12 protein-coding genes are annotated in these 13,933 nt (G+C 75.1%); 4 read left to right on the forward strand and 8 right to left on the reverse strand.

Going from position 1 to position 13,933, the window contains the following annotated elements:
• Window positions 1-46 precede the first annotated feature (46 nt).
• Window positions 47-1,207, reverse strand: a complete 1,161-nt coding sequence (gene mycP / locus ABZ576_RS25375) for a type VII secretion-associated serine protease mycosin (RefSeq protein WP_360745090.1) — start codon at window positions 1,205-1,207, stop codon at window positions 47-49.
• Entirely contained in the window at window positions 1,204-2,007 is an 804-nt protein-coding gene (locus tag ABZ576_RS25380; protein ID WP_360745093.1) for a hypothetical protein, read from the reverse strand. Before ABZ576_RS25380 ends, mycP begins: the two co-directional genes overlap by 4 nt.
• 1,523 nt (window positions 2,008-3,530) lie before the next feature.
• On the opposite strand from ABZ576_RS25380, the gene ABZ576_RS25385 reads away from it, so the two are divergent.
• On the forward strand, window positions 3,531-4,733 hold the full coding sequence (locus ABZ576_RS25385) for an amino acid deaminase/aldolase (RefSeq protein WP_360745096.1): 1,203 nt from the start codon (window positions 3,531-3,533) through the stop codon (window positions 4,731-4,733).
• A 260-nt stretch (window positions 4,734-4,993) separates the two neighbouring features.
• Here ABZ576_RS25385 and ABZ576_RS25390 read toward each other — a convergent pair whose 3' ends face one another.
• From ABZ576_RS25390 to ABZ576_RS25400, 3 genes are read right to left on the reverse strand one after another with little or no spacing between them, the layout of a single operon-like run.
• Window positions 4,994-5,776 carry a 3-oxoacyl-ACP reductase gene (locus ABZ576_RS25390; RefSeq protein ID WP_360745099.1) on the reverse strand — a complete coding sequence of 261 codons (783 nt, stop codon included), beginning with the start codon at window positions 5,774-5,776 and terminating at the stop codon, window positions 4,994-4,996.
• The gene (locus tag ABZ576_RS25395; protein ID WP_360745102.1) at window positions 5,773-7,146 is read right to left on the reverse strand and encodes an aldehyde dehydrogenase family protein; all 1,374 of its coding nucleotides are present in this window, start codon (window positions 7,144-7,146) and stop codon (window positions 5,773-5,775) included. The genes ABZ576_RS25390 and ABZ576_RS25395 overlap by 4 nt, the downstream gene beginning before the upstream one ends.
• Window positions 7,147-7,157: 11 nt before the next feature.
• Window positions 7,158-8,522 carry a glutamine synthetase family protein gene (locus ABZ576_RS25400; RefSeq protein ID WP_360745105.1) on the reverse strand — a complete coding sequence of 455 codons (1,365 nt, stop codon included), beginning with the start codon at window positions 8,520-8,522 and terminating at the stop codon, window positions 7,158-7,160.
• Between the two features lie 95 nt (window positions 8,523-8,617).
• On the opposite strand from ABZ576_RS25400, the gene ABZ576_RS25405 reads away from it, so the two are divergent.
• Window positions 8,618-9,355, forward strand: coding sequence for an FCD domain-containing protein (locus tag ABZ576_RS25405; protein ID WP_360745108.1), 738 nt, complete (start codon window positions 8,618-8,620; stop codon window positions 9,353-9,355).
• A 118-nt stretch (window positions 9,356-9,473) separates the two neighbouring features.
• Window positions 9,474-10,160: a gamma-glutamyl-gamma-aminobutyrate hydrolase family protein gene (locus ABZ576_RS25410; RefSeq protein WP_360745111.1), complete on the forward strand. Its 687-nt coding sequence runs from the start codon at window positions 9,474-9,476 to the stop codon at window positions 10,158-10,160.
• Window positions 10,161-10,279: 119 nt separating this feature from the next.
• On the opposite strand, the gene ABZ576_RS25415 is transcribed toward ABZ576_RS25410, so the two are convergent.
• Window positions 10,280-11,218: a LysR family transcriptional regulator gene (locus ABZ576_RS25415; RefSeq protein ID WP_360745114.1), complete on the reverse strand. Its 939-nt coding sequence runs from the start codon at window positions 11,216-11,218 to the stop codon at window positions 10,280-10,282.
• Window positions 11,219-11,288: 70 nt separating this feature from the next.
• Between ABZ576_RS25415 and ABZ576_RS25420 the strand changes: the two genes are divergently transcribed.
• Window positions 11,289-12,446: a TDT family transporter gene (locus ABZ576_RS25420; RefSeq protein ID WP_360745117.1), complete on the forward strand. Its 1,158-nt coding sequence runs from the start codon at window positions 11,289-11,291 to the stop codon at window positions 12,444-12,446.
• On the opposite strand, the gene ABZ576_RS25425 is transcribed toward ABZ576_RS25420, so the two are convergent.
• Both ABZ576_RS25425 and ABZ576_RS25430 read right to left on the reverse strand, forming a co-directional pair.
• Window positions 12,358-13,065 carry a helical backbone metal receptor gene (locus ABZ576_RS25425; RefSeq protein WP_360745120.1) on the reverse strand — a complete coding sequence of 236 codons (708 nt, stop codon included), beginning with the start codon at window positions 13,063-13,065 and terminating at the stop codon, window positions 12,358-12,360. The genes ABZ576_RS25420 and ABZ576_RS25425 overlap by 89 nt on opposite strands.
• A 171-nt stretch (window positions 13,066-13,236) precedes the next feature.
• Window positions 13,237-13,809: an XRE family transcriptional regulator gene (locus tag ABZ576_RS25430; RefSeq protein ID WP_360745123.1), complete on the reverse strand. Its 573-nt coding sequence runs from the start codon at window positions 13,807-13,809 to the stop codon at window positions 13,237-13,239.
• Between the last annotated feature and the right edge of the window lie 124 nt (window positions 13,810-13,933).

The raw sequence follows: 13,933 nt of genomic DNA on the forward strand, positions 1-13,933 counted from the left end.
ATGATCCGGACGCGGGTACATCCCCGGCATCACACGGACGGCGGAGTCAGTCCGGTCGGCCGCGGCCCCGCCAGACGACCACCGCGGCCACCAGGAGGACCCCTCCGGCGCCGCCGGCCAGCGGGGCCGCCCAGCCGGAGGCGCCGCCCTCGGCCGCGGGGGTGTCCGGACCGGGGCCGAAGTACTTCTCGCCGTACGGCGCGGCGCGCAGGCCCCGGGGCCGGAGCCCGGCCGCGGACTTCAGGGCGGCCGCCGGGTCGATCATGCCGAAGCCCCGGGAGTCGTCGCGGCCGCCCACCGGGGCGTCCCGCGCGGTGTCCTCCAGGAGCTTCTTGACCTGGGCCGGGCCGAGGCTGGGGTGGGCCGCCTTGATCAGCGCCGCCGCACCGGAGACGAAGGCCGAGGCGGCGCTCGTGCCCCAGCCCTCGTAGTACTTGCGGTCGGGGTCGGCGATGACGACGTCGACGCCGGGCGCGCTGACGGCCGCGTACCAGCGACGGGTGGAGAAGGCGGCGCGGGTGCCGTACTTGTCCACGGCGGTGACGGCGATGACGCCCGGGTAGGCCGCCGGGTAGGAGACGTGGTCGCCCTTGTCGCCGCCGTTGCCGGCGGAGGCGACGACGACCACGCCCTTCTTCAGGGCGTACTGCACGGCCTCGTCCTCGCTCGGCTCGGGATGCGCGGAGACCGAGTCGTCGCCGAGGGAGAGGTTGATGACGTCGGCGCCGTGGTCGGCGGCCCAGCGGATACCGTCGGCGAGGGCGTTGCCGCGGGTGGTGCGGGCCTTGGAGCGGGCCGGGTCGCCGTCCTCCAGGATGACCCGTACGGGCAGGATCCGCGCCTGCGGGGCCACGCCCAGTACGCCGTCGGAGTCGCCGGGACCGTGGCCGTGTCCGGCGATGATGCCGGCCATGGCGGTGCCGTGCCGGGCCCAGGTGCGGTCGCCCGGACCGGCGCCGAAGCCGATCATGTCCTTGGCGGTCAGTACGTTGCCGACGAGGTCGGGGTGGTCGGCGTCCACGCCGGTGTCCAGGACCGCGACGGTGACGCCCTGGCCCCTGGTGGTCTGCCATGCCTCGTCGAGGTGGAGGGCGGACAGGGCCCACTGCCGGTCGCGCAGGCCGTCGGCCCGGGCGGGGGCGGAGGGCAGCAGGGCGAGACAGCCGGCGAGGAGCAGGCTCGCCGCCGCTCCCGACACACGTTTCATGCGGCGTTCTCCGTGGCCGTGCCGACGGTCTGGCGCAGGCGCCGTTCGATGCGGTCGGACAGCCCCTGGGCCTCGTTGCCGAGGCCGGCCTGGGCCGGTGCCGTGGTGGCGCCGGAGCGGACGGCGTCCGCGGCGGGCTGGGGCGAGTCGACGGTGCGGCCGTCGGCCCAGCCGGAGACGGCGTAGGCGACGACGGGGGCGTCGGGGAGGACGGAGATGGTCCAGGCGGCGCGCTGCGGGTCGCCGAACCCGGCGGCGGCCGTGCCCCGGGCGGCGTAGGGGCGGGGCATCAGGTCGGCGCGCCGGTCCAGGCGCTCGTCGCGGAAGCGGGCGGCGAGCGCGGACATGCCGGCCGGGTCGGCCTTGGTGAAGAGCAGGCCGACGGTCGTGACGTGGCTCTGGGTGGAGTCGGTGTAGGTGGCGCGCAGCAGCCGCCGGCAGCCGACCGGTGCGAGGGCCTTGCGCAGCAGCGGGTCGAAGGCGTGGGCGCAGCCGCTGTCCGGGGCGACGGCGATCCGGGTCCAGGTGCGGTCGGCGCCGCCGGGGCCGGCGCCGGTGCCCTGGACGGTGGGCGGGAACAGCTCGTCCACGGGCACGTTGTGCCAGAGCGTCCCGGCGGTGCCGAACGCGCTGCGGGCGCCGGCTTCCGCGCCGTCCCCGGTGAGCCAGCTCCCGGTGACGGCGCCGCCGATGAGGCCGAGTCCGAGTACGAGGCAGGCGGCGGCAGCGGCGGCGCGCGGTCCCACCCGCAGCCGCCGCGGGCGCCCGCCGAAGACATCGGGCTCCGCGAACGACACCACGGGCCGCCCCTCCTGCGCGGCACTCCACGCGTGCGCCGGGTCGGGCGCGGGACTCCAGGCCCCGGCACCGCGCCCCGGCTCGGCCGCGGCGGGGGGAACGGCAGGGGGGCGCGGGGCCTTGGCCGGTCCGGGCGCGGGTACGGCTCCGGTACGGGGGGCCGCGGGACCGGTACGACCGGGTGCGGGGTGCGGGGGCGCGGGGTGCGGAAGTGTGGGGTGCGAGGGTGCGGGGTGCGAGGGTGCGGGGTGCCGTGGCCTCGGGGCCGAGGCACGCGGGTGCGCCGAGGAGGGGGCGGCGGCGCCGCGCGGGGGCGCGGTGGAGGAGGGGGCGGCGGCATGCGGCGGCGCGGTGGAGGAGGACGGCGAAGAGGCCGAGGGCACTGAGGACGCTGCGGACACCGCGGAGGCCGAGGACGCCGCGGGCGGCGAGGACGGTGCCGACGACATGGGCGCCGAGGACGACGCGTGCGGGGCCGACGCCGTCGACGCCGGAGATGCCGCGGGCGCCGAAGAGGCTGCAGACTTGGAGGACGGTGCGGACGGTGCGGACGGTGCGGACGCTGCGGACGGTACCGACGACATCGACGCCGAAGCCGACGCGGACGGCGAGGACTCCGAGCGGACCGGGCGGAGCCGCGCCGTCGTCTCCGACGGAGTCTCGGCCGGTGCGCCCGGCCGTCGGGGCGCCCCGCCGGGACGAAGCCGGGCCGTCGGCTCCCCTTCCTCCTCGGCCCGCACCGACGCCGACGCCCCGTCCGGGCCTGCCGGCATGTTCGGGGCCGCGCCGCCGGACGCCGAGGAGACGCGGTCACCGGAACCCGTCCGGCCCGCCGAGCCCGTGGGGATGTCGCGTCCGGAGTTCGGCGGTGCGTCGGGGAAGCGGGCCGAGGCGGGGGGCGGCGGTGGGCTCACGGGGCCGGTGAAACCCGGCACGGCCGGCTGCCGGAAGCCCGGCGCACGCCGTCGGCCCCCGTCGGCCCCGCCAGCCCCACGGATCACGCCAGCACCTCCGACCACGCCGGCACCACCGACCACGCCGGTCCCGCCGGTCCCGCCGGTCACGGTGTTCTCGGCGCGAGTCGTCGCGTCGCGCGGGGTGAAGACCGACGGCTCGTCGTCGAGGTCGTCGGACGGGTGCGGGGGCGCGGGGGGCATGGGGGGCGCAGGGGGCCGCTGGGGCGGGGGGCCGGGGTGGGTGGCGGGTGGGGCGGTGGGGCGGGGCGGGATCGGAGCGTGACGCGCTTCCGTGCTCATGCACCCCCCGTTTCCTCGTGCCCGGGCCGTTTCCGTACGCGGGCCGCCCTGCCGATCGGCCGCGCCCGGCAGCTCGAACTCCTCCGGGCACGCATACCCGTACGGCCGGAGCGGCATCCCGGTTCACGTGGTGGTCCGGGTGGCGAGGCCGTACGTGCGCGTCACTCTACGGGTTGTGGGCAGGCGGTACGGAACCGGACCGCGGACCCGGGGCATCTGCCCGGAACATCCCCCTACCCTGCGGTAATCCTCTCTGGCACGCTTCCGTCATGACTGCGCGCGCCGCCGACCGGGCCCGTTACGACCGGGCCACCGCCCATCTCGACGCCCCTCTCGCGATCGTGGACCTGGACGCGTTCGACGCCAACGCGGCCGACCTGGTGCACCGTGCCGCCGGCAAGCCGGTGCGGGTCGCCAGCAAGTCGGTGCGCTGCCGGGCGCTGCTGGAGCGGGTCCTGGCCCGGGACGGCTTCCGGGGCATCATGTCCTTCACCCTGGCCGAGTCGCTGTGGCTCGCGCGTTCGGGGTTCGAGGACATCCTGCTGGCCTATCCGTCCGCCGACCGGCCCGCCTTCGCGGAACTGGCCGCCGACCCCAAACTGGCCGGCGCGGTCACCGTGATGATCGACGACCCGGCGCACCTGGACCTGATCGACGCCTCGCGTGACGGCGGACGCGAAGTCGTCCGCGTCTGCCTGGAGTTGGACACCTCGCTGAAGCTGCTCGGCGGCCGGGTGCGGGTCGGCGCGCGGCGGTCGCCGCTCCACTCCCCCGCCCAACTCGCCGACCTGGCACGGTCGGTGGCCCGGCGGCCGGGTTTCCGGCTGGTGGGCGTCATGGCGTACGAGGGGCACATCGCCGGGGTCGGGGACGCGGTCGCCGGGCGACCCCTGCGGTCGCGGGCGATCCGGCTGATGCAGTCGGCGGCCCGGCGGGAGCTGGCCGAGCGGCGGGCCGCCGTGGTGCGCGCGGTACGCGCGGTCGTCCCCGGTCTGGAGTTCGTCAACGGCGGCGGCACGGGCAGCGTGCAGCACACCGCCGCCGAGGACGCGGTGACCGAGATCGCGGCGGGCTCGGGCCTGTACGTGCCGCGTCTGTTCGACAACTACACCTCGTTCACCGGCCGCCCGGCCGCCCTGTTCGCCCAGCCGGTCGTCCGGCGGCCCGGCGTCGGTGTCGTCACCGTGCTCGGCGGCGGCTACCCGGCCTCCGGCGCCGCGGGCCCCGACCGGCTGCCGGTGCCGTACCTGCCGGAGGGGCTCGCGTACGACCCGCAGGAGGGCCCCGGCGAGGTCCAGACCCCGCTGCTCGGTTCGCCCGCCGACGACCTGCTCATCGGCGACAAGGTGTGGTTCCGGCACGCGAAGGCGGGCGAGCTGTGCGAGCGGTTCGACGCGCTGCACCTGGTCGAGGGCGACACGGTGACGGCGACCGTGCCGACCTACCGGGGTGAGGGGCGGACGTTCCTGTGAACGGGTCGCGCCGGCGGCTGAAGGCGTGGATGTCGCAGTTGCCGATGGAGGTCGGCCCCGTCCGTCGGCTCCTCGTCGCGCAGGAGCCAGCGGTAGAGCCAGGCGAGCGAGGCGTCCTCGTCAGCGCCGTCGATACCGGTGCGGACTTCCACGGAACCCCCTCCGAGCCGCCACCCGGCGCTCATCGTGGCACCGGGCAGCGGTCGGCCTCACCCGCGTGACGAGATCGATACGGGTGGCGGTCCGGGGGCCCCGCGGTGCTACACGGGCGTGACGTACGCGCCCGCGATCCCGCCGTCCACCAGGAAGTCGGTGGCGTTGACGAAGGAGGAGTCGTCGCTGGCCAGGAAGGCGACGGCGGCGGCGATCTCCTCGGCCTCGGCGAACCGGCCGAGCGGGATGTGGACCAGGCGGCGGGCGGCCCGCTCGGGGTCCTTGGCGAACAGCTCCTGGAGCAGGGGGGTGTTCACCGGGCCCGGGCACAGGGCGTTCACCCGGATGCCCTCGCGGGCGAACTGCACGCCCAGTTCGCGGGACATGGCGAGGACACCGCCCTTGGAGGCCGTGTACGAGATCTGGGAGGTGGCCGCGCCCATGCGGGCCACGAAGGACGCCGTGTTGATGATGGAGCCCTTGCCCTGGCGGCGCATGTAGGGGATGGCGGCCTTGCAGCACAGGTAGACGGAGGTGAGGTTGACCTCCTGGACGCGTTTCCACGCCTCCAGGCCGGTCTCCAGGATGGAGTCGTCGTCGGGCGGGGAGATGCCGGCGTTGTTGAAGGCGACGTCGACGCTGCCGTAGGTGTCGTAGGCGGCCTTGAACAGCGCCTCGACCTGCTCGGGGTCGGTGACGTCGGTCTTCACGAAGAGCCCGCCGACCTCGTCGGCGGCGGCCTTGCCGCGGACCTCGTCGACGTCCGCGCAGACCACGTGCGCGCCCTCGGAGGCGAGTCGGCGGGAGGTGGCGAGTCCGATGCCGCTGCCGGCTCCGGTCACGACGGCGGTACGGCCGGTCAGGCGGCGGCAGACACTGTTGTCGGTCACTGTGCGGGGCCCTCCGTGCTGATGAAGACGTTCTTGGTCTCGGTGAAGGCGGTCAGGGCGTCGGGGCCGAGCTCCCGGCCGAGGCCGGACTGCTTGAAACCGCCGAACGGGGTCCAGTAGCGGACGCTGGAGTGGGAGTTGACGGACAGGTTGCCCGCGCGTACGGCCCGGGACACCCGCAGGGCGCGCCCGAGGTCCCGGGTCCAGACGGAGCCGGCGAGGCCGTAGGGGGTGTCGTTGGCGAGCCGGACGGCGTCCTCCTCGTCGGTGAAGGGCAGGAGGACGGCGACGGGTCCGAAGATCTCCTCGCGGGCCGCCCGGCTGTCGTGGCGTTCGCCGGTCAGGACGGTCGGCGGGAACCAGAAGCCGGGCCCGTCGGGCGCGCTGCCGCGCAGGGCGGGGGCGTCCTCGGGGACGTAGGACCGTACGCGCTCCACCTGCCGGCGGGAGATCAGCGGACCCATCCGGGTCTTCTCGTCGGCGGGGTCGCCCACGACGACCGCGGCGAGCGCGTCGGCGAGGAAGGCGCGGGCCTCGTCGTACACGGACTCCTGGACGAGGATGCGGGTGCGGGCGCAGCAGTCCTGGCCGGAGTTGTCCAGGAAGGAGAAGGGGTCGAGCGCGGTCGGGAGGTCGGCGTCGGCGAAGACGACGTTGGGGCTCTTGCCGCCGAGTTCGAGGGTGACCGGCTTGACCAGGCGGGCGCAGCGCTCCATGACCTCGCGGCCGGTGCCGGTGGATCCGGTGAACACGATCTTGGCGACGTCGGGATGGTCGACCAGGGCGCGTCCGGCGGTGTCGCCGTGGCCGGGGAGGACCTGGAAGAGGTGTTCGGGCAGGCCCGCCTCCAGCGCGAGTGCGGCGAGGCGGAGGGCGGTGAGCGGGGTGGTCTCGGCGGGCTTGAGGACGACCGCGTTCCCGGCCGCGAGCGCCGGGAAGGACCCCCAGGCGGCGATCGGCATCGGGAAGTTCCAGGGGGCGATCACGCCGATCACGCCCAGGGGTTCCTGGAAGGTGACGTCCCAGCCGCCGGGGACGGGGATCTGCTTGCCGAGGAGGCGTTCGGCGCCGCCGGCCGCGTACAGCAGCAGGTCGCGTGCGTTGCCGGCCTCCCACCGGGCGTTGCCGAGGGTGTGGCCGGCCTCGCGGACCTCCAGCCGGGCCAGTTCCTCGACGTGGGCGTCGACGACGTCGGCGAAGCGGCGCAGCAGCCGGGCCCGGTCGGCGGGGGCGAGGGCGGCCCAGTCCCGTCCGGCCCGTACGGCCCGTGCGACGGCGGCGGCCACGTCCTCCTCGCTCGCGGCGGGGACGGTGGCGACGAGCTCTTCCGTGGCGGGGTTGAGTACGCGGAGTTCGTGCGCGTCAGTCAAGGGGCGACCTTTCACAGGCGTTCGAAGGAGCGGCGCAGCTCCCAGTCGGTGACCGCGGCGTCGAACGCCTCCAGCTCGACGCGCGCCATGTTCCGGTAGTGGGCGACGACCTCGTCGCCGAAGGCGGCCTTGGCGATCGGGCTGTTCTCCCACAGCTCGGCGGCCTCGCGCAGGGTGGTCGGAACGTGTGCGAAGCCGGCGGTGTAGGCATTTCCGGAGCAGGGTCCGGGGAGTTCGAGCCGGTGCTCGATGCCGTACAGGCCGGCCGCGACCAGGCCGGCGACGGCGAGGTAGGGGTTGACGTCCCCGCCGGGGAGGCGGTTCTCGAAGCGCAGGGAGCGGCCGTGGCCGACCACGCGCAGCGCGCAGGTGCGGTTGTCGTGGCCCCAGGCGACGGCGGTGGGCGCGAAGGAGCCCGGCTGGAACCGCTTGTAGGAGTTGATGTTGGGGGCGTAGAGCAGCGAGAAGTCCCGGAGGGCGGCCAGCTGTCCGGCGAGGAAGTGGCGCATGACCTCCGACATGCCCCCGTCCAGGTCACCGGCCATGGCGTTGGTGCCGTCGGTGTCGGCGAGCGAGAGGTGGATGTGGCAGGAGTTGCCCTCGCGCTCGTTGTACTTGGCCATGAAGGTGATCGAGACGCCCTCCTGCGCGGCGATCTCCTTGGCGCCGGTCTTGTACAGGGCGTGCTGGTCGCAGGTGACGAGCGCCTCGTCGTAGCGGAAGGCGATCTCGTGCTGCCCGGGGTTGCACTCGCCCTTGGCGGACTCGACGGTGAGGCCGGCGCCGGCCATGTCGTTGCGCAGCCGGCGCAGCAGGGGTTCGATGCGGCCGGTGCCGAGGATGGAGTAGTCGATGTTGTACTGGTTGGCCGGGGTCAGGTCCCGGTAGTTCGCGTTCCAGGCCTGTTCGTAGCTGTCCTTGAAGACGATGAACTCCAGCTCGGTGCCGACCTGGGCGGTGTAGCCGAGGGCGGCGAGCCGGTCCAGCTGGCGGCGCAGGATCTGGCGCGGGGCGGCGACGACCGGGGAGCCGTCGCTCCAGGCGAGGTCGGCGACGAGCAGCGCGGTGCCCGGGTGCCAGGGGATGCGGCGCAGTGTGGCGAGGTCGGGGTGCATGGCGAAGTCGCCGTAGCCGCGCTCCCAGGAGGACATCGCGTACCCGTCGACCGTGTTCATCTCGGTGTCCACGGCGAGCAGGTAGTTGCACCCCTCGGTGCCGTGGTGCAGGACCTCGTCGAGGAAGAAGCGGGCGGCGAACCGCTTGCCCTGGAGGCGCCCTTGCATGTCGGGGAAGGCCAGGACGACAGTGTCGATCTCACCGCCCGCGACGAGGGCGTGCAGTTCCTCGACGCTCAGCGGGGGTGTGCGGTCTGCCACGGGAGAGCCTCCTTCGGCGCCATCGCGCTTTTTCGGCCGGGCCGGGAGCCATAAGGTATTGCCGAGAACCATTGCTTGGGAAGGGGGTGCGGCGGATGTCGCGGGAGACGGACGCGGGTGGGGCGGTCGACCGGCTCACTCCGGTGCTGCGGCCGGTGCGGGCGGGCAACGGCTTCGAGGAGGCGCTGGAGCAGATCCTGCAGGTCGTGCGGCTGGGCCTGGTGCCGGGCGGCGAGCGGCTGCCGGCCGAGCGGGACCTGGCGGAGCGGCTCGGGATCAGCCGGGTGACGCTGCGCGAGGTGCTGAAGGTGCTGCAGGACCAGGGGCTGGTGGAGGCGCGGCGCGGACGGTACGGCGGAACGTTCGTGCTGCCGCGCCCGGACGCGGGCGGCGAGGTGGAGCTGCGGCGCCGGATCGCCGAGGTCGACATCGAGGACGTGCTGCGTTTCCGCGAGGTGCTGGAGGTGGGCGCGGCCGGGCTGTGCGCGGCGCACGGACTGACCGAGGAGCAGGCCGGCCGTCTGCGCGAGGCGCTCGAGCGCACCCACGAGGCCCCGCTGGCGGACTACCGGCGGGCGGACACGCTGCTGCACCTGACGCTGGCCGAGCTGTGCGGGTCGCCGTCGCTGACCGCGCAGTACGCGGCGGTCCGGGCCACGGTCAACGACCTGCTGGACTGCATCCCGCTGCTGGTGCGCAACCTGGAGCACTCGCAGCGGCAGCACACCGCGCTGGTGGAGGCGGTACTGGACGGGGACGCGGACGGTGCGCGGGAGATGATGCGCGAGCACTGCGCGGGCACGGCGGCCCTGCTGCGGGGCTTCCTGGCGTGAGCCGGATCTGCAAAGGTTTGGGGTGGCACCTTTGCTTCGGGTGGAAAGTGCGCCCCTGATGCGGCTGTCGTGACCCCGGCGCCGCCGGGCGGGCACCATCGAGTCCAGGGAGGGCAGCATGACCGTACCGCCGCTGATCGGCGTGAGCACGTATCTGGAGTCCGGTGCCCGCTGGGGCGTGTGGGAGCTGGAGGCGGTGCTGCTGCCGGCCGGCTACCCGCGGCTGGTGCAGCGGGCCGGCGGACTGGCCTGCCTGCTGCCGCCGGACGCCCCCGGGCGGGCCGCCGCCGCCGTGGCCCGGCTCGACGGGCTGGTCATCGCGGGCGGCCCGGACGTCGACCCGGCCCGCTACGGCGCCGAGCGCTCCCCGCGCACCGGGCCGCCCGCGCCGGAGCGGGACGCCTGGGAGCTGGCGCTGATCGAGGCGGCGCTGGCGGCCGGCGTGCCGCTGCTCGGCATCTGCCGGGGCATGCAGCTGCTGAACGTCGCCCTCGGCGGCACGCTCGTCCAGCACCTGGACGGGCACGCGGAGGTGGTCGGGGTGTTCGGCGGGCACCCCGTGAAGCCGGTCCCGGGGACGCTGTACGGCGGCATCGTCCCGGAGGAGGTGATGGTGCCGACGTACCACCACCAGGCGGTGGACCGGCTCGGTGCCGGGCTCGTGCCGTCGGCCCACGCGGCGGACGGCACCGTGGAGGCCGTCGAACTGCCGGCGGACCGGGGCTGGGCGCTCGGCGTGCAGTGGCACCCGGAGATGGGCGAGGACCCCCGCGTGATGCGGGCCCTGATCACGGCCGCCTCCTGAGCACTGACCACGGGGTACGCCGGGCCGGAAGGCCGCGCCCGGCGGTGCGGCACACCGGAACCCGAGGCGCCGGGCCGGCATGGTGTGCCCCGGCGGTGCCGCTCGCGAAGGCGGCCGTGTCATCTGCGTGTCAGTGACAGCAGCTCCCGTGCCGGGCCCGTCGGCCGGTGTCCCGTCGGCCATACCGCGCGCAGGTCCCGGCGCAGTGAGACACCCTCCACCGGGATGCTGACCAGCCGCCGCGTCGCCAGCTCCTCCCCCACCACCAGCTCGCTCAGCACCGACGGGCCGGCGCCGCTGACCGCGGACGCCTTGACCGCCGTCGTGGAGGACAGTTCGATCAGCGGGCGGGCCAGGCCGCCGAGCGCCGCGTCCAGGACCTGCCGGGTGCCGGAGCCGCGCTCGCGCAGGATGAGCGGGGTCCCGGCGAGCTCCGCCGCCGTCAGCGGCCGCCGGCGGCGGGCCCAGGGGTGGCCGGGGGCGGTGACGACGATCAGGCGGTCGCGGGCGATGACCGTCGAGTCCAGGCCCGGCGGGAGGGTCAGGCCCTCGACGAAACCGACGTCCGCCTCGCCGGCCAGCAGGAGTTCGGCGACCTTCGCCGAGTTGCCCGCGAGGAGCGAGACGGCTGTGTCGGGGCGTTCGGCGTGCAGCGCGAGGAGCCAGCCGGGCAGCAGGTACTCGGCGATGGTCATGCTCGCCGCGACCCTCAGCCGCGAGTCGCGCCGGTCCCGCAGCGCCCGTGCGCCCGCGTCGAAGGCCGCCGCCGCCTCCACCACCCGGCGGGCCCAGTCCGTCACCAGGACGCCCGCGTCGGTGAGCCGGGAGCCGCGCGGCGAGCGGTCCACCAGGGCCACCCCCAGCTGCCGTTCCATGGAGCGGACCCGGCTGCTGGCGGCCGGCTGCGTGATGCCGACCTCGCGTGCCGCCGCACCCAGGCTGCCCAGCCGCGCCACCGCGAGCAGCAGCTCCAGCGCGGCGAGGTCCGGCACCCGGTGCGCCAGCGGTTCCGTCCGTTCGTTCGTGGTCTGCTCTCTTCGTTCCCCCGCGTCGGTCATAAGGTCAGTTTATGTATCCATAGACACGAACTCCCTGGGCGGAAGGGACCGGCGGCCCGATCATGGGGGCATGATCACCAGACGCCCGTCCTCATCCCCCCGCCGCGCCGCCAGGTTCCGGCACGTAGGACCGAACTGGTACGCCTCCGTCATGGGCACCGCGATCGTCGCCTCGGCCGGCGCCGCGCTGCCCGGGCCCGTGCCCCTCCCGGACGACGCGTTGGCGTTCGTGTGGGCGCTGTCCCTGTGCATGCTCGTGGCCCTGCTGGGCGCCCGGACCCTGCACTGGGCCCACCACCGCGATCAGGTCCGCGCCGACCTCCTCGACCCGGCCATGGTGCCGTTCTACGCCTGCCTGGCGATGGCGCTGCTCGCGGTGGGCGGCAGCGCGATGACGGCCGGGCGGGAGTGGATCGGCACCGCAGCGGCCGTCGCCCTCGACACCGTGCTGTTCACCGCCGGCACGGTGATCGGGCTCGCGGCCGCCGTGGCCGTTCCGTACCTGATGGTCGTCCGGCACCGCGTGGAGGCGGCCGAGGCCACCCCGGTGTGGCTGCTGCCGCTGATCCCGCCCATGGTGTCGGCCTCGCTCGGCCCGCTGCTGGTACCCCATCTGCCGCCGGGCGAGCCCCGGGCGACCCTGCTGCTGATCTGCTTCGCCCTGTTCGGGCTGAGCCTGCTGGGCGTGCTGCTGATGCTGTCGCTGGTCTTCGTCCGGCTGATCACCGGCGGCCCGCTGCCGCCCGCCCTCACCCCGACCCTGTTCGTGGTCCTCGGCCCGCTCGGCCAGTCCACCACCGCCGTGGGCCTGATCGCGGACCTCGCTCCCGGGGCCGTACCGGCCCCCTACGACCGCGGGCTTGAGGTCTTCGCCGTGCTGTACGGGATACCGGTCATGGGGTTCGCGCTGCTCTGGCTGGTCCTCTCGACCGCGCACGTGGTGCGGGCCCGGCGGCAGGGCATGGGGTTCTCGATGAGCTGGTGGGCCTTCATCTTCCCGGTGGGCACCTGCGTCACCGGCGCCGCGGCCCTCGCCCGCCACACCGGTCTCCTGGTGTACTCCGCCGGGGCCGTCGGCCTGTACGTCGTGCTGGTGGCCGGCTGGGCCGTGACCGCCTGGGGCACCGTGCGCGGCCTGCTCAGCGGCGAGCTGCCCGCAGGGCCGCGGCCAGCACCCGGGGGGCTTCCGTCAGGGACGGCCCGTACCAGGTCAGGTGCCGTCCGCTGACCAGGGCGCAGGGCAGGCCCGGGAAGGCCTCCGGGCCGTCGGCCGCGGTGAAGCGGTAGGGCTCGTCGGGCAGGACCACCAGGTCCGGCCGGCCGGCGAGCAGCTCGTCCGGCGGGATGCGGGGGTAGCGCTCGGGGTGGCCGGCGTGGACATGGCCGACACCGAGGCGGGCCAGGACGTCCCCCGCGAAGGTGTCCCGGCCGAGGACCGTCCAGGGGCGCCGCCACACCGGTACGACCGCCGTCCTGCGCTCCGCCGGCTGCGGCGGCGACGCCCAGGCCGCCTCGGCCTCGGCCAGCCAGCCGGGCCGGGCGGGCGCGCCGCACGCGGTGAGCACCCGGTCGAGCTCGGTGAACGCCTGCGGCACCGTGACCAGGACCTCGACGCCCGCCGCCCGCAGGGCGTCGAGGTCGGGGGCGCGGTTCTCCTCCTCGTTGGCGATCACCAGGTCGGGGGCGAGCGCCCGGATCCGGGCGACGTCCGGGTTCTTGGTTCCGCCGACGCGGGTGACGTCCAGGTCCGCCGGACGGCTGCACCAGTCCGTGGCGCCGACGAGGACCCCGGGCAGCGTCACGGCGACGGCCTCGGTGAGCGACGGGACGAGGGAGACGACGCGCACTACGCGACTCCGGCGGGGGCAGCGGCCGCGAGGGGCGCGGGGCCGGGCCGGCGGCCCGCGGCTCCGCCGCGGCCGGGGTCCCCCGGGCGCGGGCCGGGCCGAGGACGCGCGGGAGCCACCGGCCACGCCGGGGCGGCGGACGATCGACGGTGCATCTCGCCCTCCCCCCGGTCAGCGGGAGCGGTCCTGGACCGCCTCGATGTGCTCGGCCACGGCCACCACGATCACCCGGGTGTCCGGTACCGTCGCCCGCCACCGGTGCCGTACCCCGCCCGTCAGGTAGAGGGTGTCGCCGCGCCCGAGGCGGTAGGCGCGGCCCTCCGCCTCGATCTCCACGGCGCCGTCGGCGACGTACATCAGCTCGTCGTTGCGGTGCTGGAACTCGCGGCCGGCGTCGTGGTCGCCGGTGAACTCGGAGGCGTGCAGCTGGTGGTGACCGCGCACCAGGGGGCGGGTGCTCGGGGTGAAGTCGCCCTCGGCGACGGGCTCGGCGCGGACCACGTCCACGCTGGCCGCCGGGTCGGCGGCGGCGAGGAGCTCGACGGCCGTGGTGCGCAGGGCGTCGGCCAGCTTCTCCAGGGAGGTCCGGCTCGGGCGGGCCCGGTCGTTCTCGACCTGGCTGAGGAAGGGCACCGACAGGCCGCTGCGCTCGGCCACGACGGCGAGGGTCAGTTCCAGCGCACGGCGGCGCCGCCGGACGGCCGCGCCCACCCGCACGGGCTGCTGCTCTTTGTGGTCGCCCATCGCTCCGGCTCCCTCCCTCGCTCGTCGTGCCGCGGTCCGGGTGCCCGCGCCGGGGCATCCCTCTTCAAGTGACTTCTCTGCACCCTACGCATGTTCGGCAAACCGTTTCACGTGCCTGTCGCAT

Origin of the sequence: Streptomyces sp. NPDC013455 (assembly GCF_040632975.1) — a bacterium.
Classification (GTDB): domain Bacteria; phylum Actinomycetota; class Actinomycetes; order Streptomycetales; family Streptomycetaceae; genus Streptomyces.

Coding starts and splice junctions, on each gene's coding strand:
- mycP (WP_360745090.1), bottom strand. CDS start 1,207: ATGAAACGTGTGTCGGGAGCGGCGGCGAGCCTGCTCCTCGCCGGCTGT.
- ABZ576_RS25385 (WP_360745096.1), top strand. CDS start 3,531: ATGACTGCGCGCGCCGCCGACCGGGCCCGTTACGACCGGGCCACCGCC.
- ABZ576_RS25405 (WP_360745108.1), top strand. CDS start 8,618: ATGTCGCGGGAGACGGACGCGGGTGGGGCGGTCGACCGGCTCACTCCG.
- ABZ576_RS25410 (WP_360745111.1), top strand. CDS start 9,474: ATGACCGTACCGCCGCTGATCGGCGTGAGCACGTATCTGGAGTCCGGT.
- ABZ576_RS25415 (WP_360745114.1), bottom strand. CDS start 11,218: ATGACCGACGCGGGGGAACGAAGAGAGCAGACCACGAACGAACGGACG.
- ABZ576_RS25420 (WP_360745117.1), top strand. CDS start 11,289: ATGATCACCAGACGCCCGTCCTCATCCCCCCGCCGCGCCGCCAGGTTC.
- ABZ576_RS25430 (WP_360745123.1), bottom strand. CDS start 13,809: ATGGGCGACCACAAAGAGCAGCAGCCCGTGCGGGTGGGCGCGGCCGTC.